Source organism: Dyella sp. PARNA 12/25 (genome assembly GCF_055702865.1).
Map to the genome: position 1 here is coordinate 915,920 of NZ_JBVQCI010000001.1, position 21,717 is coordinate 937,636.

Genomic DNA, 21,717 nt, shown 5'->3' on the forward strand with positions numbered 1-21,717 from the left:
CCGCTCAGTAGGAACCCGGCGGTGCCTTGTCGCCCAGTGGGTCATTGCCGGGTCGTGTACCCGTTGTCACGGCGCGCGCCACTCTCGCACTGTTGATCAGCAAGTGCCGCATCGGGCCCATCAGGTGACCCAGCGGCGCCTTGATCGCATCGGCGAGAGGCGATGTTCCCGGATAGCTCGGCTGCATGCGTAGTTTGTGGCGAAGGATGCGGTTCACCTGATGGATACGCGCCGCGCGCCGCGTTTCATGGGTAAAGAAAGTGATGCCGATGGAGGCGGTGATGCCGTTGCCCGGCTTCACCCAGTCGTGGCCGACATGGGCCATATGCGGCGATGTGCTGGGAAAATACACGCCATCCCCGGGGCCGCTGTCAAAATCGTGCTTGCGCGACCGATGCTCTTCCTTCAGGCGAACCTTTCGCAGTGAGCGGTCCACGATGAAGTCTTCCACGGCATCCGCTGTCACCGTGTCGCGATCCGTCGGGTCCCATACGCTCAAGGTCTTGCGTCCGTGCAGCTGCAGCCAGAAGTTGTTTTCGCGATCGATGTGGAACGGCGTCACCGACGGCGGGGCCGAGATGAAAATGAAGCCCATGACGTCCTGAATACCCGACTGCTCACGCTCGATCAGCGGCCGCACGGTTTCCAGAATGTCGTTGAGCAAAGCGCGATATCGCGCAACGTGCTCCACGTGATACAGCGCTACCCACGAACCCGGTTCCTCCATCCGTCGAAAGCACTCCCTGATGTTTCTGCCATCGGGGTGCTCGCCCTCATGGGCGAACGGCGAGTGTTGTTCGAGACCGGGCTGCACGAAGCGGCATTGGCCCAGCGGCATTAACTCCTCAGCCAGATCCGCAAGCGCGGGTAGCTGGAGCAGGGGATGCGCATGAAAGGTGTGGCGAAGTTTGCTGACTTTATGCGTGGAGAAATCGGCCGCATCCACCGGCGCAACATGGTACGGGGCCTCGCCCGGCGCGGGCGTGGCGTGTGGGTTATCGCTCATGTTGTTTGCCCCTCCGCCAGGCGCGGTTTCGTGCGATTCGATCGTCGATGACCCACCAAAGCCTCGCCATCGGCCAAACGGTCTAACCCGGCATGCGTCGTTGCTGGCGCGCTGCTACTTCGCAGTGCTTCACACGCACTTCTGCGGCATGGCTTGCCGCTTCGGCTAGGCCTTCTGGTGACAAGTCACGGCAAAGCCAAGAGCGAAGCTCATCGGTGCGCCCGGCATGACGCTTATGGCGCGAGTCCATGTGCGGCAAGTCATACGTCTTATGGTTTTGTCAAGTTTGTTTTTGCCGTGGATATACTCGGTCGTGACGTACATCACACTTTTTTCAGGGGGCGGTCATGAAGAGTCTTCAGCAGCTTCTCGTACTGTGCGTGGTGCTGCTGCTTTCGGCATGCGCCTCCAACAGCGGTTTGAAGGAGGCGCCCAAGGTCGACCCTGCTGCCCAGGCGGTTTCCACCTATCGCATCGGTGTGGATGACCAGTTGCAGATCACCGTTTGGCACAACCCCGACCTGAGCGTAAGCGTGCCCGTGCGACCGGACGGCAAGATCACTGTGCCGCTGATTGGCGACGTGATGGCGGGTGGCAAGACACCCGAAGAAGTGGCAGGGGAAATCAAGGACAAGCTGCAGGCCTATGTGCGTGACCCGCAGGTGGCGGTGATTCTCACCGAGCTGCGCAGCCACGAGTACTTGTCGCGTGTGCGTGTCACCGGTGCCGTGCGTTCGCCGGTATCCATTCCGTATCGCCAGGGCATGACAGTGCTTGATGCCGTGCTCGCGGCAGGGGGCACTACGGAATTCGCCGCACCCGACCGCACGGAGCTTTACCGCAAATCGGGTGATGGCGTCACCACGCCGTATGCGGTGCGTCTGGACAAGGTGCTGCAGCAAGGGGATCTGGCGACCAACTATCCGGTGCAGCCAGGCGATGTAGTGACGGTGCCTTTGCGCGCGTTCTGACGATTCGAATGGTCCGGGGAAAGCGGACAAGGGGGAGGTAATGAGTGGGGAACTCACACCTTTTGCCAGCATGGTGCCAGCACTGCTGAGCGAAGGACGCCGGCGTCGCCTGACCATGGGCGTGCTGTTTGCCATCATCGCGCTGGCCGCGCTGATCACCGGCATGTTGTGGCCGAAGAAGTACGAGGCCACCACCACCATCCTTGCGCAGGAAAGCAGCATCATTTCGCCGCTGATGGAGGGCGCCGCGCAGGCCACGGCCAACAAGAATCGCGCCAGCATCGCGCGCGATGTCATTTTCAGCCGCAAGGTGATGAGCGAGATCCTTGAGGCGGGCGGCTGGATGGCCACGCATCCCAGCGCCCTTGAGCAGGACCGCATCGTCGAGGGCATCAAATCGCGCACCAAGGTGCAGATGGAGCGCGATAACCTCATCACCATCAGTTATTCCGACTCCAATGCGCGGCGCACTTACATCGTCACGCGCCAGTTCGCGCAGCTGTTTATCAGTGAAAGCCTGGCCTCCAAGCAGCGCGAGAGTCGCGACGCCTACGAGTTCATCAATAGCCAGGTCGAGGCTTACCGCAAAAAGCTCACCGACGCGGAAGACAAGCTCAAGGCCTACCGCGACGCCAACGATGACGCGCGGCCCGGCAGCGAAACCGACACCAATGCGCGTATCAGCCAGTTGCGCAGTCAGATCGAGACCGCGCGCATGGACCTGATGGAGCGACGCTCGCAAGAGGGCTCGCTGTCATCGCAACTTTCCGGCGAATCGGAAGTGAGCACGGTGCAGACGGTCAACGGCATATATCAGACGCAGATGGCCGACCTGCAGGGGCAGCTCGACAAGCTGCTGCTCACCTACACCGAGGAATACCCGGACGTCATTCGCATACGTCACCAGATGCAGGATCTGCGTCAGCAGATGGCCCAGGAAGATCAGCGCAAGGAGGCCGCGCAGCTGTCTGGCACGCCCACTACGCTGGACAGCCACGTGCAGTTCAACCCGGCGTATCAGCAGATCCGAACCCAGCTGGCCAATACACGCGCGTCCACCGCTGCCGCCTCGGCGCGGTTGTCCGCCAGTGAATCCATGTTGCAGACGGAATTGCAGCGCAGCGCACGCATCGCCAACTCGGAGAACGTGGTCGCCGAGTTGACGCGCGACTACAACGTCAATCGCGACGTCTACCAGGATCTGCTGAAGCGCCGCGAGAACGCGCGAGTGTCCATGAACCTTGACGCAGAGCAGCGCGGGCTCACCTTCCTGATCCAGAACCCTGCCGTGCTGCCCCTGATGCCTTCGGGCCTGCGCTTCATGCATTTCAGCCTGGCCGGTATCGCGCTCGCGCTGGCCGTGCCGGTCGGGTTGCTGTTCGGTCTGGTGCGGCTCGACCCGCGCGTGCGTTCGGTGGAGCGCCTTGAACAGACCACGGGCCTCGCCGTGCTTGCCTCCATTCCCTTCTATCCCACACCGGAAGATCGCCACCGCGATCGCATGCACAACCTGGTTCTGCTGGTTCTTCTGGCAGGGATTGCCGCGGTCTACCTAGCCATGTTCTGGCTGAGGTTGAAGCAATGAACATGAAAGACGACAACGACCAGAACGTCTCCGACGGCTTCGAGAGCGTGCTGGAAGAGGCCGCTCGAAACCTGCAGCGGCACGGCGCGCCGGGGCATTCCATTGCCCGCATGCTGGAGCCGGGGCGCGAACTCGCGCCACTGCAGCTGGAAGAACGCCGCCTGATCCATCGCGAAGATTCCGTGCGGCGACAATCGGACGCGTTCCGCGAAATTCGCACCCGTCTGCTCAGTATTGCCGGCCATCAGAACTTCGTCACGTTGGTCGTATCGGTGAGCCCACGATCGGGCGGCAGCTTCGTCTCGCGCAATCTTGCTACGGCCTTCGCCTTCGATGAGGCCAAGACCAGCCTGCTGATCGACTGCAACATGCGCTACCCCAGCCAGCACAAGGCGCTGGGTGTGGAACCGATCTCCGGCGGCCTCATCGATTTCCTTGAACAACCGTCGCTGGGCATCGAGCCGGTGCTTTATCACACCGGCATCCCACGCTTGCGACTGATTCCAGCGGGCAGGGCACGCGAGAACAGCGGCGAGTATTTCTCCTCGTTCCGCATGAGCACCATGCTCGACTCGCTGCGTTGCCGTTACCCCGACCGTTACCTGTTCCTCGATGGCCCCGCGATCAAGGGCTCGCCGGACGCACGCATCCTTTCCGACCTCGCCGATTTTGTGGTGGTGGTGGCCGGCTATGGGCGCGACACGCCGGCGGCAATCAGCCAGGCCGTTACCAATTTTGACCCGGAGAAGATGGCCGGGGTGGTGTTCAACCATGTGCCCTGATGGGCCGCAATCCATGTGACTGGAGCGATTCCTGCTGCGCTACTCCCTAAGGAGAAGGAATATGGCAGTACGCAAAACACTCGCTCGCTCCGTTGCAGTGGCACTCGCGGCCTGCTCGGGCAGTGCATGGGCGGGTCAATTCAACTGGTCGCTCTACCTCACCGGCGAGCACAGTGACAACGCGGCGCTGACCACCAGCAACCCGATCAGCACCAATGTCATCGTGCCTGGCGCCACCTTCAGTTATCTGGAGCAGGGCTCCACGTTCCAGGCGGATGTGGCGGGCAACGTGGAGTATCGCAATTACTCCAGCAGCGCATTCGGCGACCAGACGTTGGCGCAGGTCAATGGTACGGCCAACTGGTCGGCGATCCCGCAGCGGCTGGACGTGAGCGTACAGGACTCGGCCGGCGTGCAGCCGGTGAACTCGCTGGCCTCGAACGCGCCAGGCAACCAGCAGCAGACCAACGTGCTGGCCATAGGTCCTACGTTGCGCTTTCGCGTCGGTGAGGGCATGACCGGTGATGCGGAGCTGAAATACATCAATAGCTACGCGTCACGCGTCGACCAGTTCAACTCCTCGCGTGGCGCGGGTGCGCTGCGCCTGTATCGCGACGTCAGTCCCACCGACCAGATATCCGGCAACCTGGAGGCCGAACACGTCGATTTCAGCAGCACCACGGCGGGTTCCAATTACACCAGCTACGCGGCGTACGCGCGTTACACCAGTCGCCTCAAGACGGTAGATATCGACGCCTCACTCGGCTGGACCAACATCGACTTCACAACGGGTCCGTCACAGAACGGGCCGCTTGCACGCATCACGCTGGGCTGGCGCATATCGCCGCACAACACCCTGACCGTCAATGGCGCCTATCAGTACTCCGACGCGGCGCAAGACATGTTGCAGCCAACCAATATCACCATCGGTGGCGAACTGGTGCCGCTCGAGCCGGTAACCGATGCCATGGACGCGGCGCGTGGCGGCATCGGCGTGGGCAACGTGGTCATCAATTCCGACATCTTCAAGGAAAGGCAGCTTGCTGCCACGTATACCTACCGCGACGAACGGTTCACCGTGTCGCTGACGCCTTCCTACAGCAAGCTCAACTACATCAACACCACCACGTTCGACCAGGTGAGCAAGGGTTTCGGCTTCACCACCGACTACAGGTTGACGCAGAACATGTCGGTATCGGCCTTTGGCACCGCGGGCCGTACCAACTATCAGAACATTGACCGTCGCGACAAAACCTATCGCTATGGCGCGGCCTTCAGCCACAAGTTCGCCCCACACTGGAGCTGGAGCGCCACGTACGCACGCCAGATCCAGAGCAGCACCACGGTGGGGCAGTCCTATCACGAGAACGAGTACTTCGTGACACTGGTGTATACGCGATGACGCGCATCGACAGCGAACTGCCGTTCTACTTCGGTCACGATCACGAACTGTTCGGCATCTACCACGCAGCGCCCAGCACGGGTGGCAGGGCGGTGCTGTTGTGCTCGCCGCTGGGGCAAGACCACATCCGCAGTCATCGCCTCTATCGGCAACTGGCCGGTGCGCTGGCAGCGCAAGGGCTCGCCACGCTGCGGTTCGACTATTACGGCTGCGGCGACTCGGCAGGCGACAGCGACGAAGTGGACTGGTATCGCTGCCTTGCCGATATCGTGGTCGCCGCCAATGAACTTCGTGCACGCAGCGGCGCGGAGCAGGTGCTTGCCTTCGGCGCGCGGCTGGGTGGCAGCATGGCATTGGCAGCGGCCTCTGCGGCGCATCTGGATGACGTCGTGGTGTGGGACCCAGTCATCGACGGTCAAGCGCATGTCGCGACGCTCGACGCGCTGCAAGACGCCATGCGTCAGGACACCAAGCGCTTCGTACGCCCGCGCGCATCGAGCGAGGCCGCCGGGCAGTGGTTGGGTTTCACGGTGAATCCATTGCTTCGGCAACAAATCAACGGACTGCATGCGGAATGGCCCGCGATGCCTTCGCTGTTGCTGGATTCGTTGGCACCCACGCATAGCCATGACTGGCGTGGCCTTGCCGTGCGCGACGCACGCGTCGTACCGCTGGAGCCCGTCACGCCGTGGGATGAACTAACCCATCTGGAAACAGCGATTCTCTGCCACCCACTGGTGCTGGCCGTGACCCAACACTGGCGGGAGCACGCCTATGCGTGAGGCAGCCTTCCGCTTTGGGCGCGCCCGCCACCTCGTCGGCATAGCCGGCGTGCCGGCGTCGGTGAACGACGCCGTGGGCGTGATCTTGTTGAACGCGGGCCTGGTGCATCGGATCGGCCCCTTCCGCATGCATGTGGAGCTAACCCGGCGGCTCAATGCACTCGGCTATCCCACGCTTCGCATGGATCTCTCCACCATCGGCGACAGCGCCGCCACGGGCGAGTCGCAAACCCGCAACCAGCAGATCTGCGCCGATGTGGAAGATGCCATGGCGCTGTTGCATCAGCAGGCCGGCTGCAATCGATTCGTGCTGGTGGGCTTGTGTGCCGGGGCAGACAAGGCCCACACCGTGGCGCGCGCCCCGCACAGCCACGAGAAGGTAGGTGGCGCGATCTTTCTGGATGGCTTCGCCTACCGCACGCTCGGCTTCAAGCTGCGCCATTACTTGCCGCGTGTACTTGACCCGCGACGCTGGTGGCGGCGACTGGTGCGCAAGTTGAATGCCGGCGTGCAGGAGAACCCCGCATTCGCCGTGGCGCCGCTTCCCCGCGATGTCGTTAGCGCCGACCTTAAAGGCATGGTCGAGCGTGGATTGAAGCTGTGCTTCGTCTACACCGGCGGCATCAACATGTACTTCAACCACCAGCGGCAGTTCCGCGAGTGCTTTGGCCCCGTGATGGCCAGCCCGGCGGTTTCTGCCAGCTATCTCGAAGAAATCGACCACACCTATTCGCTTACGGGCGACCGGCAGCGCCTGGTCGACCACATTGACGGGTGGCTCCGCCACAACTTCCCCATTGTTCAAGCAGGTACGTCGTCATGAATGGAGTGCTTGTCACCGGCGGAGCCGGATACATTGGTAGTCATGTCGTGCAGCAACTGGTGGAACGCGGCGAGCGTGTCGTGGTTATCGACAACCTCTCGTCGGGTTTCCAGGAAGCGGTGCACGACGCCGAGCTGGTGGTCGGCAATGTGGGCGACCGTGCGTTGGTATCGCGGGTGCTCGCCCAGCACAAAGTGGATTCGGTGCTGCACTTCGCCGCCCATACGGTAGTACCGGAATCGGTCACCGATCCGGTGAAGTACTACGGCAACAACACCTGCAACACCTGCAACCTGCTGGCAAGCTGCACGGAAGCAGGGGTCAAGCACTTCATCTTCTCTTCCACCGCCGCCGTGTATGGCCTGACCGAAGCTGGCGTCGCCGATGAAGACACGCCCACCTGTCCGGTCAACCCGTACGGCAAATCCAAACTGATGTCCGAGAACATGCTGCGCGACGTGAGCGCGGCCAGTGATCTGCGGCACGTCATCCTGCGCTACTTCAACGTGGCGGGTTGCGACCCCACCGGGCGCATCGGCCACTCGGCACCGCATGCCACGCTGCTGATCAAGGCAGCCTGCGAGCACGCCGTGGGCAAGTGCGACAGCCTCTGCATCTATGGCACCGACTACAACACGCCCGATGGCACCGGTATCCGCGATTACATCCACGTGGAAGATCTGGCGAACGCGCATCTGCGCGCACTCGATCACCTTCGCCATGGCGGCAGTTCGCTCACCCTCAATTGCGGTTACGGGCACGGCTACAGCGTGCGTGAGGTGATCGACGCGGTCACGCGCGTGAGCGGTCGTCACCTCAACATCATTGAACGGCCGCGCCGCGTGGGCGATCTTGCCATGCTGATCGCGCGCAGCGAACGCCTGCAGGACACGCTCGACTGGCATCCTCGTTATGACGATCTCGATTTCATCGTACGCACCGCATTCCTGTGGGAGCAGAAGCTGGTGCAGCGCGCTGCCCATGTTGCCCAGGTCGCTTGAAATGGCCCGACGCAGTTGGCTGGCTGTCGTGGCGCTGTGCCTGCTTGCCATGGCGGGTGCCGGGGTAGCGGCTCCGCACAAGTCAACGCAAGGCGCCGCCAGCAACGGCAGGCAAACTGCGGAGCCCAGCGCAGCGACGCCGGATCTGCTGCCGGATCAACGCATCGTGCTGCACCGGAACGCCGGCGGCAAAGCACCGGCGCTGGCCTCGGTCGGCATCCCATTTCCACCCGGCGTACTGACCGATCCACAGCAGCTGCGCATACTCGATGCCAAGGGCAACGAAGTGGGCGCTGCTGTGCAGGTGATGCTGCGCTGGCATTTCAAAGACAACAGCATCCGTGCCGTGAGAGCGCAGTTCCACGCGCCACTCAGCAGTGATGAGGAAACCTACTACTTCGCGCTCGGCAAGCCACGCAAAGAGGAGATTGCCGGCTGGCCGTACGACGCAGGCCTGGTGGATGGCCCAGAAGGGCTTCATGTGCCGGCCGTGCTGGGCACGCTGACGCCGGCATGGCTCACCGCATCGCTGATCGCCGGTCCACAGCAGCCTGCAGCAGCCGACGAGCCCTACGCGAAATACGTATCGCGCCAGTTCGAGTGGGCACGCAAACTGCCGGTGGATGATTTCTCCGCCTGGCTGTTCGATCGCCCTTCGACACTCTACAAAGCGTATATCCGCACCGGACGCTTCGACTATCTGCAGGCGGCTGACCTCAGCTATCGCTTCTACATGAAGTACATCAAGCGTGACGGCATACCGGAAAGCCCCAGTTGTGCCGGCGGCTGGACCTTCAATGACAAGGTGTGCGACGTCAAATACGTCTACATCGAGCCCATCCTGCTTTCCGTCGCACTCACCGGCAACGATGGCGAGCACGACGCTGCCACCGTCAACAAGATGGCCACGCTATGGGCGACCGGCGGCTGGAACAACAAGCCCGGCCCGTACATTCGGCCGCAGGAATACTTCACCGAACGCCTCGCGGGCCTTGGCCTTATCGAAACCGTGGCCGCCTACGAGCTGACCGGCAACAAGCACTACCTCGCCATGGTCAACGATCGCATCGGCTGGCTCTACGAGCACCAGCACAACAATCCCGACAAGCTGGGCGACGACGGCTCCTGGCGCAATAGCTGGAATATCCACGAAGGCGATGACTGGAAACCCGAGACCGACGTGCGCGGCGCGTCACCGTGGATGAGCGAAAACATCATCGATGGTCTCTGGCACGCCTGGCTGGTTACCGGCGACAAACGCATTCCCGAGATGATCACCGGGTTCGGCCGCTACCTGGAAAAATACGGCTGGATCAGCCCCGATCTGCTCGTGCGCCCGCACGACTGGCGTAACGGTTGCTCCGGCGGCGACGGACAGATCGCCTGGTACTGGTCCTCATCCCATGCACCGGTAGCAGCCATCGAAACCATCCAGAACTCTGAAGGGTGGTACAGCGACGGACACAACGTGGAGCTGGCACTGCCGGTGGCCGCTGCCTATTACTTTGAAACCGATCCCACCCAAAGCGCCGCGCTCAAGCATCGGCTCGACAAGCTGGCCGCGTCGTACAGCACGTCGTGTGCCGCCATCGACGATACCAAGCGTCGCTTCAACTGGAATAATCGCGGCAGCGGCGTCGTGCAATGGTTGATTCGCCAGCCACCCGGCAGCGGCGCCGCGCCTGTCGCGCAGCGAGGGGCTCCATGACCACGGCGCGCCCCGCCAATCGTCGCCTGGATGTACTGCGCAGCATCACCATTGTGTCGGTCTCCAGCTATATCGAGTTCGCGCTGGGTCTGTTCGTCAGTGTGTGGATTGCACGAGCACTAGGGCCGGCTGACTTTGGCCGCTACGCCTTTACCGTATGGCTGTGCGGCTGGCTTATCGTTTGCAGCAATCACGCGCTCACCACCTCATCCACGAAGTTCATTGCCGAGGCCGATGGGGCAGGGTTGCCGGATGCCGCCTCGCATATCGCCTATCGTCTGAATCGCGTGCAGCACATCAGCACGGCCATCGTGATGCTGCTGTTTATGCTTGTGCTGCTGGTGATACGCCCCACCGAGTGGCACGACGCACTGTTGCCCGCAGCGGCGCTGGTGGTCGTCGCCACGGTGAGCAAAGCCAACTACGCCATGTGGGTCGCCATTGCCAAAGGGCAGGAGCGCTTCGAAACCGAAGCCATCGCCACGGTGCTGGCCGGCATCATCGGCGTCGGGCTGGTGATCTCTGCCACGCTGGCCAGGGCCGATCTGCTCGCATTCGTCGGCATCTTCACCATCTCATGCCTGCTGCTCAACCTCATCAACCGCATCGCGTACAGGCACTATGGCCAACCCATCGCCGATGGCCCCGTGCCGGCGGAAATGCAGCAGCGCCTGAACCGCCACCTGAAGCTGACGGCCACGCTGATTCTCATCATGTCGTGCAAGGCGGGCACCATCGAGGTGTTTCTGCTCAACACCTTTGCGACATCGACCGCGGTGGGCTTCTTCGCCATTGCCGGCACGCTGACCAAGGGTGCCGTGCAGCTTTTCTCGGTGGGGCTCACCACCACCTTGCTGCCCTACATGGCCAAATCGTTTGGCGAGCGCGGCCACTCGCACACCGTGCACTTTCTCAGCGAGGCCACGCGGTTCTATTGGGCCGTGGGATTGGTGATCGCAGGGCTCGGCCTGGTCACCACTCCTGACATCGTCACGCTGATGTATGGGCATCGCTATGCCGATGCCATTCCCGCCATCGAAGCCATGCTGGTGCTGGCCGGCTTGTTGCTGATCGGCAATGGCATCGCCGCGTATCAGACCGTGGTGGATCGCCAGGACGACCGCATCCGCATCGCCGTCATCTCGCTTTGCGTCAACGCCGTACTCGGCATCCTGCTGATACCGACATGGGGGCTGCTTGGCGCCGTATTGAGTTACGCCGCCACACGCATGTCCGAGCTCGTACTCGCGGTGTTCTACCTGCGCAAAGCCACCACCGGCGCCTTGCCCGTGGCAGCGATGGCGCGGCTGTTTGGCGTGGGCATCGTCGCAACCGCCGTAGCGTTGGCCGTGACAGTGTCCATCCCCAGTCTGTGGGGCTTCTTGCTGGGCGGGGCGATATTTGTGGGTATCTTCGTGCCCGCGAGCGTGCTCGTGCGCTACTGGGGTGACGACGATTTCCGACTGCTGGCGTCCATTGCCAAGCGTTTTGGTGCGCCTGGGCGCATCGTCATGCGCGGGCTCAACAGTCTGCACGGGCAGGGGGCCAACAGCTGACCATGATGCCGCCCGTCACCGATCGCATCACCTGCAACACCATCCAGAGCGAAGCCGCACTTCGCGAACTGCGTGACGAACTCGCGGCCGTTGCCGATCACCCCGGCGCCGCATCGGGCATCGCGCAACACCCCGATTGGCTGCTCTACGAACTGGAATGGCGCGGCGACATCATGTCCCCGTACCTCATCGTGGTGCGCGATGGACGAGGGCAGGCCATCGGCTACGCGCCCATGCTCTCCTACGTGCACCACGTCCGGATCCCATTGGGCAACCACTACCTGCAGGTCTACCGCGGCCACACTTTGCGCCTGCTCGGCTCCGGCGTCGTCGCCACCGACGCGCATCGCGGAGTCGTTGAAAAGCACGTGGCCAACGCATTGCTGCACGACCGCCGCGCCCGCGTTATACGCATACAAGAAACCAGCCTTCCCAATCCGCTGGCGTCTGCGATGTCGATGGGCGCACACCGTTTCTCCCTCGTGCAGTCCAACATGCTCGACCAGCTGAACTGGAGCATCGACTCCCAGCCCTCGCTCGCCGACTACCTCGCCACCCTGGGCTCCAAGAAACGCAACGACCTTTCGCGCCGTCTGCGCAACGTCTACAAAAAGCTGGGCGACCAGGCACAACTGCGCCTGTTCGACACGCCAGAAAGCGTCGACGATTACGGCGCACTAATGAACCAGATCTACGCTCGCAGCTGGCACGCCGATGACATGCCCATCGACTGGCAGTCACCCGCGCGGCTGACCTTGTTTCGCAAGCTGGCGGAAGGTGGCCGTTTGATCGGCCACATGCTCATGCTCGGCGAGCGGCCCATCGCCTACGTTCACGGCTATCGTCTTGCTGGCCGTTATTTGCTTGATGACACCGGCTATGACGAGGAATTCAGCTCGCTGGGCGTCGGCTCGTCGCTCATCTTTCAGGCCGTGCAGGACGTGCTGGAACGCTTTCCCGGCGAAACCATCGACTTTGGTTACGGCGACAATCAGTACAAGCGTGTGTTGGCTAATCGGCAGACGCCGTGTGGGTCGTTGTATCTGGTGCGAGGGAGCGTGCCGCGCGCGCGGTTTGGGGTTATTGCGCCGCTGCGGAGTATCTATCGTGGGTTGCATGGGATGCGGCGGCGGGAGAGCGCGGCGGCGAGCATAAGTGCCGCGAACACCTCTTCGTGACCTTTTAGGCTCGTCATCCCGTTGAAGGCAGGAGTCGCGTTACGACAGCCAAATGGCTGGTCATCCAACACCTTAAGGCTCGTGCCAGGATGCACTGGAGTGAAGGCGCTTTCGATCTTCTAACGTAGCTCGGCTCACCCGTCGTGCCGGACTGGCCGAAAGAGGGCTGCCGCGCAAAGCATCCACGGCGTTTGAAGGTGCACGATGACCTTCGTTGAGTAGCCCGTTCCGCGTATGTGTCCGAAGGTGCGCCACTTCGCGTTTCTGGGGCGTCTTCGGTGGCTTCTCCACCGTGATTCGTGCAGAGTGCGATTCAGGGAGACTTGTTGCTTAGGGAGAAGAGCATGAGAACAGGGGGCGCGCTAGTCGCGGGTCTTTCCAAAGACGCCGTCAATGGCTGGTCGCAGCACGGATTTCCGGTGCTGCTCAGGCGACTCGTAATATTGGTATGCCTTTTCCTGAGCATGCTGTGCAGCCTGGGGGCCCGCGCGTCCACCTGCCCAGACTTTGACAGGCAGCAAGCCCAGTGTCAGACCTATATCGCGGGGCAAAACAACAAATACGTGGCCGCATGGAAATGCGTGCTTGAGCCGCAGTGGCACTGGTTCACCGTCCAATACCAAGGCCTAGGAAATCCCACCTGGGTGGATGGCACCGGCCATTTCATTTACACCTGTCCCGCTGGATTCAAAGCGCCAGTGGCGGAAAAAAACCTGGGCAGCGGGGCAACGTGTGCAGGCGGTCTGGGTCACAGTGGTGGCAACGCCGTGACCAACGGCAGCGCCGATGGTCGGCCTAGGTCGGAAGGATGTGCGGCCCATTTGGTAGGGGATCCTATCAATGCGGCCACAGGAAACAGTTACCTTCAAGAAACGGATTTCGATGGGCTTAATTGGCTCAAATTCAGACGTTTCTACAACAGTTCAACTGGGCCGTATGTGACGGCCAGAGTGAATGTCGTCGGGTCCCATTGGCGTCACAGTTTTGACCGTTGGTTGCGCCGGGATACGACTAACTCATTGCCTGACACCGTCACCCTGACGCGCCCCGACGGTCTGGCGGAGACCTTTACGCTGGTTAACGGTCAGTGGCAAAGCGATCCTGACGTCACGGACACGCTGGTTGAAATTGATAACGCCCAGGGCGCGCCAGTCAGTTATGTTGCATCGATTGCCGCCACTCAGCAAACGGAAACCTACACGGCAGACGGTTTTTTACAGACCATTGCCGACAAGGCTGGGAATGTCGTCCAGCTTACCTATAGCAACGCAAGTACCAGTCCCTCGATTGCACCCGTTCCAGGGCTCATTCTGGCCGTCACGGATCCGCAAGGCCGCTCGCTGCGATTTACCTACTACAGCAATATTCGCCTTCGTCAGATGACGACACCGGATGGCGGCGTTTACACGTATTCCTACGACGCGAACTACAACCTTGTCGCCGTGCAGTATCCCGACGGAAAGTTGAGGCAATACGTTTACAACGAGTCGTCACTCAATGGTGGCACCAGCCAGATCAATGCACTCACGGGCATCATCGATGAGACTGGCGTGCGTTACGGCGACACCGCCTACGACAGCATCGGGCGAGCCACGCTGACCCAGGTCAGTGGAGGCATCGGCGCGACCAGCGTGGCATACAACAGTGACGGCTCCGCCACCGTCACCTATCCGCTGGGGTTCGCCAGCCGCATGAGTTTCACCACCCCGAATGGTGCCCTCAAGCTGGCCGCGTTGGATCAACCCTGCGGGCTTCAATGTGACCAGCCATGGCAGTCGCGTAACTATGATGCCAATGGCAATCCGTCGTCATATACGGACTTCAATGGTGTCCAGACCACGACCACGTATGACGGGTCGGGCGAGCTGACCCAGAGGGTGGAGGCAGTAGGTACGCCCACCCAGCGAACGGCCAACTTCACCTGGAACGCCTCGCTACGTGTGCCGCTGACCCGCACGGTACAGGACAACACCGGCAGTCTCGTGGCGGCTTCGTCCTGGGCGTACAACAACGCCGGTCGGACCACCGCGCGTTGCGAAGCCGACCCCTCCGTCTCGGGCGCGACGAGCTATAACTGCGGCAGCGCCAGCACGGCGCCTTCGGGCGTACGGCAGTGGACCTATACGTACTGCACTGCGGTGGATACCACGCAGTGCCCGGTAGCGGGGCTGCTGCTTTCTGCGACCGGCCCGCGCACGAAACTTGCCCAAACCACCACCTACAGCTACTACCTGAGCAGCAGCGCTGCCAACTGCGGCACGCCGGGCGCGGCCTGCCATCAGACGGGTGATCTGTATCAGGTGACGGATGCCCTCGGTCACGTCACCACCATGACGTCCTACGACGCCAACGGCCGTGTCACGCGCATCACCGACGCCAACGGCGTCAACACCGACATGACCTACACGCCGCGCGGCTGGCTGGCCACGCGCGCGGTGGGCAGTGCCACGACATCCATCACCTATACCCCCTATGGTGCCGTCGCCTCCATCACCGATCCCGATGGCGTGGTGGTCAACTACAGCTACGACGCGGCCCATCGCCTGACCAAGATCACCGATGCGCTGGGCAACTACGTGCAGTACACGCTCGATGCGGCCGGCAACAAAACCGCCGAGCAGGTCTACGACAGCAGTGGCACGTTACGTCGCAGCCTGTCGCGCACCTACAACACGCTGGGCCAGCTCACCAAGGTCACCGATGGCCTGAGCAACGCCGTGTTCAATGCTGCCTACAGCGACAGCTACGACGCCAACGGCAACCTGGTGCACACCGCCGATGCACTGGGTGTGCAGCGCAAGCAGGGCTATGACGGGCTCAACCGTCTGGTCAGCACCATCGACAACTACAACGGCACCGACACCGCCACCCAAAACACGCAGAGCGTGTTCGCCTACGACGCCAACGACCGGCTGCAGGGTGTGGGTGATCCGGATGGGCTCAACACCGTCTATGGCTACGACGGTCTGGGCAATGCCACCTCAGTGCAAAGCCCCGATACCGGCACCACCGGGTACGTGTACGACGCCGCCGGCAACGTCACCCGGCGTACCGACGCACGCGGTGTGGTGAGCACCAGCACCTATGACGCCTTGAACCGCCGTACCTCCACCAGCTACAGCAGCGACGGCACGCTGGGCGTCAGCTACACCTACGACGAGCCCAACAGCACCACCGGCTGCACCAGCTCCTACCCGGTGGGGCGCCTTACGCGCATCGTGGAAACCAACGTCACCACCGTGTACTGCTACGACGCACGGGGCAACGTCACCCAGAAGAGCCAGGTGCAGGGCACCGCGAACGACGTCACGTCGTACAGCTACACCCTGGCCAATCGTCTGGCCAGCACGCTGACCGCTGCAGGCACCTCCATCCAGTACAGCCGTGACGCGGCCGGCCGCATCAGCTCCGTCACCGTGCTGCCGCCCGGCACCACCGGGGCAGGGGCGGGCAACGTGGTCACTGCCATCAGCTACCTGCCGTTTGGTCCCATCGCCAGCTACACCCTGGGCAATGGCCAAACCATCACGCGCAGCTACGACGCCAACTACGCGTTGACGGACGTGGTAAGCCCGGCACTCAACCTGCATTTCGCGCGGGATGCAATGGGCAACATCACTGCGCTGGGCAACGCGGTGGGGGCCAATCCGGCGACGGAAAGCTACAGCTACGACCCGCTGTATCGACTCACGGGCTTGAAGGACGCCAACGGCAATCCGGAGGAGGCGTACACGTACAGCAAGACCGGTGATCGGTTGAGCAAAACCGCAAGCGGCCTCGCCACCGGTACCTACACCTATCAGACCGGCACACATCACCTCACCGGCATCGGCAACACCACGCGCACCTTTGACGCCAATGGCAACACGACCAGCAGCTCAGTGGCCGGGAATGTCTACGGCTTCGGCTACAACGGCCGGAACCGCATGACGGTGGTGCAGAGCAATGGCGGTACGGTGGGGACGTATACGTACAACGCGCTGGGGCAGCGTACGGCGAAGGTGGTGACGTTCCCGGTGGCGGCGAGCAAGCGGTTTGCCTACGACGAGGCGAGTCAGCTGATCGGGGAGTACGGAAGCAGCTCACGTGAATACATCTGGTTGGATGATCTGCCGGTGGCCGTGGTGGACACGGCGGGCACGACCAGTACGGTTAGCTACGTGACGGCCGATGGTCTGAATACGCCGCGTGCGGTCACCAATAGCAGTGGCAGCACGATCTGGCAGCTGCCTTACCAAGGGAATCCGTTTGGGGAGCAGCAGCCGACCTCAGCGAATGGGTACATCTTCAATCCGCGCTTCATGGGTCAGTACTACGACGCCGAGAGTGGCCTGAGTGACAACGGTGCTCGACCCTTCGAGCCTGCGACTGGCCGTTTCTCGCAACCTGATCCATCAGGTGTTAGCGGCGGAGTTGGCCTCTACGTCTACGGTTTGAACAACCCGTTGCTCTACTTCGATCCGGATGGTCTGCAGGCGACAACTGGGCAGCAGGGTGCAATTGCGATCCCTGGCGCGGCGCCCGTTGGGCCGATGAATCCTGGAGTACGCCCAATACCCCTTGAGCCTATTGATGTGCCGAGCCCTACTCGCGTCATTGGTCGAGCTGTTACGGCATGTGCTGCTCAGCCTGAGCTATGCGTGCTCGCGCTCTGCATGTATTCACCTCAGGCCGGGAGTTGCGCAGATGAGTACCACGGCGATGGCGAGAACCCCAATGAGTGCAGTTCTGGTAAGGCGGATAGGTGTTACAAGCAATATGAAGAGGAAACCCAGGTCTGCAACGCGATAACCCGTCGACGTGGCTCGATCAAGGGAGAGGCTTGCCACGCGTCGGCCACACAGCGACTCGCTGCCTGCCTTCGTGGTCAACCGCTTCCACCACTGAACACTTGGAACAATTAACGATGGAAAAAGCTCACGATCATTTAGTGACGATAGACCAGGACAAAGGTTGTATTCGCGTCTTCCGAATTATGCCGGATGGTGAGCGTGTGCTCTTTACGGAATACCCGCTCCCGGATGCCCATGGCCAGGGATGGACGGATAAAGTGACCGAGTTAGCCCACGTGCTCGGGGAGGATCTGTTTATGGACTCACCGATAACGCGAAAGAGATTTTCCCTCTAGCAATCAGGCTACGGGAACGGAAACAAAGGGGTCAGAACCCTTTAGGAGGGCGGCCTTGAGGCCGCATTTGCGACCCGTCCCAGTTCGGCTATCGACGATAGCCTGGAATCGACCGGTTCCGAGTACTCGTTGTTGTTGAAGATGGGTACGTATTTCGCAGAGCCGGTCGTCGCTGAGAGCCTGCTTGAAGAGGTCGCGATAAGCGGCTTGTCGTAGATGGGCCTCGGAGCCAAGGGTGAGGTATTCCGGGTGTGGATGTACGAGTGGATAGCTCCTACCCAGAGCGTTGGCGTGAAGGGAAAAGGGTTCTGACCCCTTTGTTCCCTGCGCGGAGCACCAAGCGTCAACTTTTCGAACCTAATCTCCCTGGTTTTGCCAGGAAGCGGCCGGGCGATTGAGCTCTCTGATGAGGGCGGCGGGAAGGTCACCTTCACACTTGGCGATTGCCAAGTAGCCGGAGTGCGCGCTATCGGTGACCTTCATGACACATGGTCAGGCTTTGTTGGCCGGCCGCTGGAAGATCTGAAATCGAACCTAAAATATGCTTTGCAGAATGATCATGCGCTTTCCGTCCGTGAAGTAATAAGTAGCGAGAACCAGGCCTGGTTCTCGCTGGATCAACCTCAGCTCAGAGGTCCCGCGTCGATCAATGCTTACGATGTTTGGTCGTTTGAAGTTGGCACGACCAAACCGGCAGGTTCTGAATTCGTCATCTACTTCTCGGAAGGATCAGTGGTCCGAATCGCGTATAAGCGGCCGAGAATTCGCTTGGACTAATGGACGCGTAAAGTCTATGCCTATGTGGGCGGAAATCTGGACTACCCCCGATTCCGCGGACGATTTAATAAGGCACCAGAGCCATTCTCTCGAACTGGACCACTCCTGATTTCACGGACAGATTCATTGAGACAACGAACGCCAATCATCGTCGTCGTGGAAGATTTCGACAGGAAGGGTCGTGTTGCGCGCCTCTTCCACGATCATCTGCGATACCTCGTCACTCCCAAACGCGAGCACGCGATCTGCCGGGAGCAGGGCGAGCAGCAACCCGCGCCAACGCTCGGGGCCATCACCAAACTCCGGCAGGGCGGGCACGATCTGGTAGTTCGTGCCGGTTCGCTTGGCCCAGCGTTTTGCGAGGCGGTCGGCGCCTGAGCGGTTGCCGATGATCAGCAGGGCGATGTCGTGGGTGTCGAGCACGTGCTCCATCACGAGGGCGTTGTGGTAGTCGCTCGCGCCACAGACGAACACGATCGGATAGGTCTTGGACACGGCTGATTTTCCTGTCAGGCACGGTGAAGCGACGACTCGGCGCGGTCGCTGAATCGTGTAGGCGAATGCCCTGTTCAAAGGTCAATAAACGCCGAAGGATGGCGCACCGAACCTAGCTTCGATGCGCCACGGGGCGATCATCGAACGCGGTCAGCTGGTGACGGTGCGTTGGTGTTGCGACCCATCGGCCGTGTGTTCAAGACAGCAACGTGCTGCCTCAAAGCCGGCCTTCATGTCACCGGAAGCCCGGTGCGCCGCCGGCTGAGCCCACCGTACCCGCGCGGTGGCCCGACGCTGGCGCCAGCGGTCACGGTGCGTTGGCAACGTGGTTGCTACCGCAGACGCCAGCAGTATCGGGTGACGCATGGGAGGGTGGACGGGGGCCTGGCCGTGGGCTGGCGAGCCGCCGGTGAGCGCCGTAGCACCTCTGCCATCGGCAGGTGGCAGGCGGACGCGTGTCGTATGATCGTGAGCAGCCATCATCAACTCTCGATAAGTTGGTTTTGGTTAGCGGGTCGGGAGTGCTGATGACACTCTCGGCCCGCGCCTCATGACACGAGGGTCATGGCCACTCGCCCAAGCACAACCTCTGCCCCCGCGAGTGACAACGCGACGTTAGCAAAACAGCGGCGATATCGCCTGTCAGTGATGGCCGATACGTTGTGCACGCCATGCGGACGGTGTGGCTGTCAGTGGAGTCGCAGTGCCACGTCACGCCGCGATGTGGCGAATCGCGTGGGCAACGTCTTGATATCCCGTCTTCGGTCGCATTCGACGGCACGCGGTCCCGTGTCGAGAGTGGCGTAGTGCGCTTGGTCAGGCCTCACCCAACCAATGTCGCCGCACCAGGTGATACACCGGCCGCGCGCAGCGCTTCACCGGCTTCTTGAGATTCCACGCAAGCCACTGTCGTTGACGCAACGACCCTGTGCCCAACGCAAGCGCCAACGTGGTGTCGGGCTCCATGCCACGCCACAGCGTGTAGCGGCCAAGAATCAGGCAGCCATCCACGATGTGTTCGCGCACGGTGGGTTCGGAGGTGAACAGGAAACAGATGCCGGCAGCGGCAGCGGCTTGCGCCACCGCGCGGGAGTAGAAGCCACCGGGTACGGAGGCGACGCTGACGGGGCGGCCGAGTATCTGCTGCAAGCGTTCCACGCTGACGCGCCATTCGGCATCGAGCATCGCGGCGGGCATGCGCGATATTTCCGCCGGGTGCGTGTGCGAATGACTGCCGACGATATGGCCGCTGGCGTCGAGGTCGCGGACAGCATCTGCACTGAGGAAGCCGGAGGTGCCGATGCGGCTGGTGGTGATCATGAAGTGGCCCACCATGCGGCGCTCGCTCAGCAAGTGGGCGATATGCGCGGCGCTGGCGCCGCCATCGTCGAAGGTGAGCAGGCAGGTGGTGTCGGTGGGGAGTGGCGATGTGGTGACGGCTGGAAAGCGCAAGCCGCTGCCAGCGAGTGCGCTGAGCTGTCGATCGAAAGCTTCGCCGTCGAGTTTGTAATGCGCTGCGGCGGGGCCGGGGAAGCCGCTGGCGTCTTCGTGCCCGAGTGCCACCACGTCGTGATACATCAGGGAGGGCGGGTTCATGCTGCGCTCGCTTTGGCGACGGCGCGTCGCCAGCTGATATAGCGCGTGAACCACGGTTGGCCCCAACTGGCGCTGGCGTGGCCGCGCGTATCCAGTGGTTGCGCCAGACCGTGCGCGATATCGGTCAGCCGGGCTTCGAGTGCGTTGAGGTTTTCGAGCACGACGCGGTATTGAATGACTACGTGCGATTCGTGGCGCTCGTCGAAGGGGTAGCTGTAGTAGCCGTAGACGGGGCCGGTATCCACGCCGGCGTCGATGGCCAGCAGGGTCATGCCGACGCGTTGCAGGTCGCGTCGCGTCAGCGCCCAGAAGCAGCCGTGGGCGTTGCGGTATTCCGGGCAGATGCCGGGGTGGAATACGAAGGTGCCGATGCGTGGGATGGCGATGAGTTTTTTCTTGAGCAGTTGTTTGCAGCGGGCGATGACGAGATCGGGTTTCGCTTCGCGCAGGAAGTTCACCACGGCTTCGTCGTTGACGTTGGAGGCGATGATGTGCGGCACGGTGGGTGGTGGGCCGTAGCGGTCGCGCAGGGTGGTGAGGGCGTTGTCCATCCATGCGCGGTCGTTGGAGGCGAGTGCCAGGCGTTGGTAGAAGCGCATGGCGACCACGTCGAGAAAGCGCAGCCAGCCGACGCGCTTGATTTCGCGGCGGACGCGGGCGCGCTTCTGCGGGCCGGTTTCATCGAGGATGACGATGCCGGCGAGTTGCGAGAACGAGGCGAGCCAGGCCGCTAACCCTTCGCGGTCGAAGGTGTCGTTGGCGTGGCAGATGAGGATGGTGCGCATGGGGGGCTAAGGGTGATGTTATAGATGCGTCATCCCTGCGAAAGCAGGGATCCAGTGTCTTTCGCTTCGATGCACGGAAGGCACTGGATTCCTGCTTTCGCAGGAATGACGGTGAGGGGGATGTGCCGTTGATGGTGCATGT

The 21,717-nt window shown here is 61.9% G+C and carries 15 protein-coding genes; 11 read left to right on the forward strand and 4 right to left on the reverse strand.

What is annotated here, in order from left to right; genetic code table 11:
• Positions 1-4 precede the first annotated feature (4 nt).
• The gene (locus AC0GUR_RS04395; protein ID WP_472876246.1) at positions 5-1,006 is read right to left on the reverse strand and encodes a JmjC domain-containing protein; all 1,002 of its coding nucleotides are present in this window, start codon (positions 1,004-1,006) and stop codon (positions 5-7) included.
• 347 nt (positions 1,007-1,353) lie between these two features.
• Here AC0GUR_RS04395 and AC0GUR_RS04400 point away from each other — a divergent pair, with 347 nt between their 5' ends.
• The 11 genes from AC0GUR_RS04400 to AC0GUR_RS04450 all read left to right on the forward strand — a co-directional run bounded on the left by AC0GUR_RS04400 (position 1,354) and on the right by AC0GUR_RS04450 (position 17,698).
• A complete protein-coding gene (locus tag AC0GUR_RS04400; RefSeq protein WP_472876247.1) occupies positions 1,354-1,977 on the forward strand; it encodes an XrtA/PEP-CTERM system exopolysaccharide export protein in 624 nt (207 codons plus the stop codon).
• 40 nt (positions 1,978-2,017) lie between these two features.
• On the forward strand, positions 2,018-3,562 hold the full coding sequence (locus AC0GUR_RS04405) for an XrtA system polysaccharide chain length determinant (protein ID WP_472876248.1): 1,545 nt from the start codon (positions 2,018-2,020) through the stop codon (positions 3,560-3,562).
• Positions 3,559-4,344: a P-loop NTPase family protein gene (locus AC0GUR_RS04410; protein WP_472876249.1), complete on the forward strand. Its 786-nt coding sequence runs from the start codon at positions 3,559-3,561 to the stop codon at positions 4,342-4,344. Before AC0GUR_RS04405 ends, AC0GUR_RS04410 begins: the two co-directional genes overlap by 4 nt.
• A gap of 61 nt (positions 4,345-4,405) precedes the next feature.
• Positions 4,406-5,746 carry an outer membrane beta-barrel protein gene (locus tag AC0GUR_RS04415; RefSeq protein ID WP_472876250.1) on the forward strand — a complete coding sequence of 447 codons (1,341 nt, stop codon included), beginning with the start codon at positions 4,406-4,408 and terminating at the stop codon, positions 5,744-5,746.
• A complete protein-coding gene (locus tag AC0GUR_RS04420; protein WP_472876251.1) occupies positions 5,743-6,528 on the forward strand; it encodes an alpha/beta fold hydrolase in 786 nt (261 codons plus the stop codon). Before AC0GUR_RS04415 ends, AC0GUR_RS04420 begins: the two co-directional genes overlap by 4 nt.
• A complete protein-coding gene (locus AC0GUR_RS04425) occupies positions 6,521-7,351 on the forward strand; it encodes an alpha/beta hydrolase family protein (RefSeq protein WP_472876252.1) in 831 nt (276 codons plus the stop codon). Before AC0GUR_RS04420 ends, AC0GUR_RS04425 begins: the two co-directional genes overlap by 8 nt.
• Positions 7,348-8,352, forward strand: coding sequence for a UDP-glucose 4-epimerase GalE (gene galE / locus AC0GUR_RS04430; protein WP_472876253.1), 1,005 nt, complete (start codon positions 7,348-7,350; stop codon positions 8,350-8,352). Before AC0GUR_RS04425 ends, galE begins: the two co-directional genes overlap by 4 nt.
• Position 8,353: 1 nt before the next feature.
• Positions 8,354-10,060 carry a hypothetical protein gene (locus tag AC0GUR_RS04435; RefSeq protein WP_472876254.1) on the forward strand — a complete coding sequence of 569 codons (1,707 nt, stop codon included), beginning with the start codon at positions 8,354-8,356 and terminating at the stop codon, positions 10,058-10,060.
• Positions 10,057-11,616 (forward strand): oligosaccharide flippase family protein, encoded by a 1,560-nt coding sequence (locus AC0GUR_RS04440; RefSeq protein WP_472876255.1) that lies wholly within the window; start codon positions 10,057-10,059, stop codon positions 11,614-11,616. Before AC0GUR_RS04435 ends, AC0GUR_RS04440 begins: the two co-directional genes overlap by 4 nt.
• Before the next feature lie 2 nt (positions 11,617-11,618).
• Positions 11,619-12,794, forward strand: a complete 1,176-nt coding sequence (locus AC0GUR_RS04445) for a GNAT family N-acetyltransferase (protein WP_472876256.1) — start codon at positions 11,619-11,621, stop codon at positions 12,792-12,794.
• A gap of 464 nt (positions 12,795-13,258) precedes the next feature.
• A complete protein-coding gene (locus AC0GUR_RS04450) occupies positions 13,259-17,698 on the forward strand; it encodes an RHS repeat-associated core domain-containing protein (protein WP_472876289.1) in 4,440 nt (1,479 codons plus the stop codon).
• 1,124 nt (positions 17,699-18,822) lie between these two features.
• On the opposite strand, the gene AC0GUR_RS04455 is transcribed toward AC0GUR_RS04450, so the two are convergent.
• The 3 genes from AC0GUR_RS04455 to AC0GUR_RS04465 all read right to left on the reverse strand — a co-directional run bounded on the left by AC0GUR_RS04455 (position 18,823) and on the right by AC0GUR_RS04465 (position 21,575).
• Positions 18,823-19,194: a hypothetical protein gene (locus tag AC0GUR_RS04455; RefSeq protein WP_472876257.1), complete on the reverse strand. Its 372-nt coding sequence runs from the start codon at positions 19,192-19,194 to the stop codon at positions 18,823-18,825.
• An 816-nt stretch (positions 19,195-20,010) separates the two neighbouring features.
• Positions 20,011-20,790, reverse strand: coding sequence for a polysaccharide deacetylase family protein (locus AC0GUR_RS04460; RefSeq protein ID WP_472876258.1), 780 nt, complete (start codon positions 20,788-20,790; stop codon positions 20,011-20,013).
• Positions 20,787-21,575, reverse strand: a complete 789-nt coding sequence (locus tag AC0GUR_RS04465; RefSeq protein WP_472876259.1) for a formyltransferase family protein — start codon at positions 21,573-21,575, stop codon at positions 20,787-20,789. The genes AC0GUR_RS04460 and AC0GUR_RS04465 overlap by 4 nt, the downstream gene beginning before the upstream one ends.
• Between the last annotated feature and the right edge of the window lie 142 nt (positions 21,576-21,717).

Bases quoted from the DNA above. Each gene is read 5' to 3' on its own strand.
- galE (WP_472876253.1), top strand. From the start codon at position 7,348: ATGAATGGAGTGCTTGTCACCGGCGGAGCCGGATACATTGGTAGTCAT.
- AC0GUR_RS04415 (WP_472876250.1), top strand. From the start codon at position 4,406: ATGGCAGTACGCAAAACACTCGCTCGCTCCGTTGCAGTGGCACTCGCG.
- AC0GUR_RS04465 (WP_472876259.1), bottom strand. From the start codon at position 21,575: ATGCGCACCATCCTCATCTGCCACGCCAACGACACCTTCGACCGCGAA.
- AC0GUR_RS04405 (WP_472876248.1), top strand. From the start codon at position 2,018: ATGAGTGGGGAACTCACACCTTTTGCCAGCATGGTGCCAGCACTGCTG.
- AC0GUR_RS04410 (WP_472876249.1), top strand. From the start codon at position 3,559: ATGAACATGAAAGACGACAACGACCAGAACGTCTCCGACGGCTTCGAG.
- AC0GUR_RS04460 (WP_472876258.1), bottom strand. From the start codon at position 20,790: ATGAACCCGCCCTCCCTGATGTATCACGACGTGGTGGCACTCGGGCAC.
- AC0GUR_RS04440 (WP_472876255.1), top strand. From the start codon at position 10,057: ATGACCACGGCGCGCCCCGCCAATCGTCGCCTGGATGTACTGCGCAGC.
- AC0GUR_RS04400 (WP_472876247.1), top strand. From the start codon at position 1,354: ATGAAGAGTCTTCAGCAGCTTCTCGTACTGTGCGTGGTGCTGCTGCTT.
- AC0GUR_RS04425 (WP_472876252.1), top strand. From the start codon at position 6,521: ATGCGTGAGGCAGCCTTCCGCTTTGGGCGCGCCCGCCACCTCGTCGGC.
- AC0GUR_RS04435 (WP_472876254.1), top strand. From the start codon at position 8,354: ATGGCCCGACGCAGTTGGCTGGCTGTCGTGGCGCTGTGCCTGCTTGCC.
- AC0GUR_RS04445 (WP_472876256.1), top strand. From the start codon at position 11,619: ATGATGCCGCCCGTCACCGATCGCATCACCTGCAACACCATCCAGAGC.
- AC0GUR_RS04420 (WP_472876251.1), top strand. From the start codon at position 5,743: ATGACGCGCATCGACAGCGAACTGCCGTTCTACTTCGGTCACGATCAC.
- AC0GUR_RS04395 (WP_472876246.1), bottom strand. From the start codon at position 1,006: ATGAGCGATAACCCACACGCCACGCCCGCGCCGGGCGAGGCCCCGTAC.
- AC0GUR_RS04450 (WP_472876289.1), top strand. From the start codon at position 13,259: ATGCTGTGCAGCCTGGGGGCCCGCGCGTCCACCTGCCCAGACTTTGAC.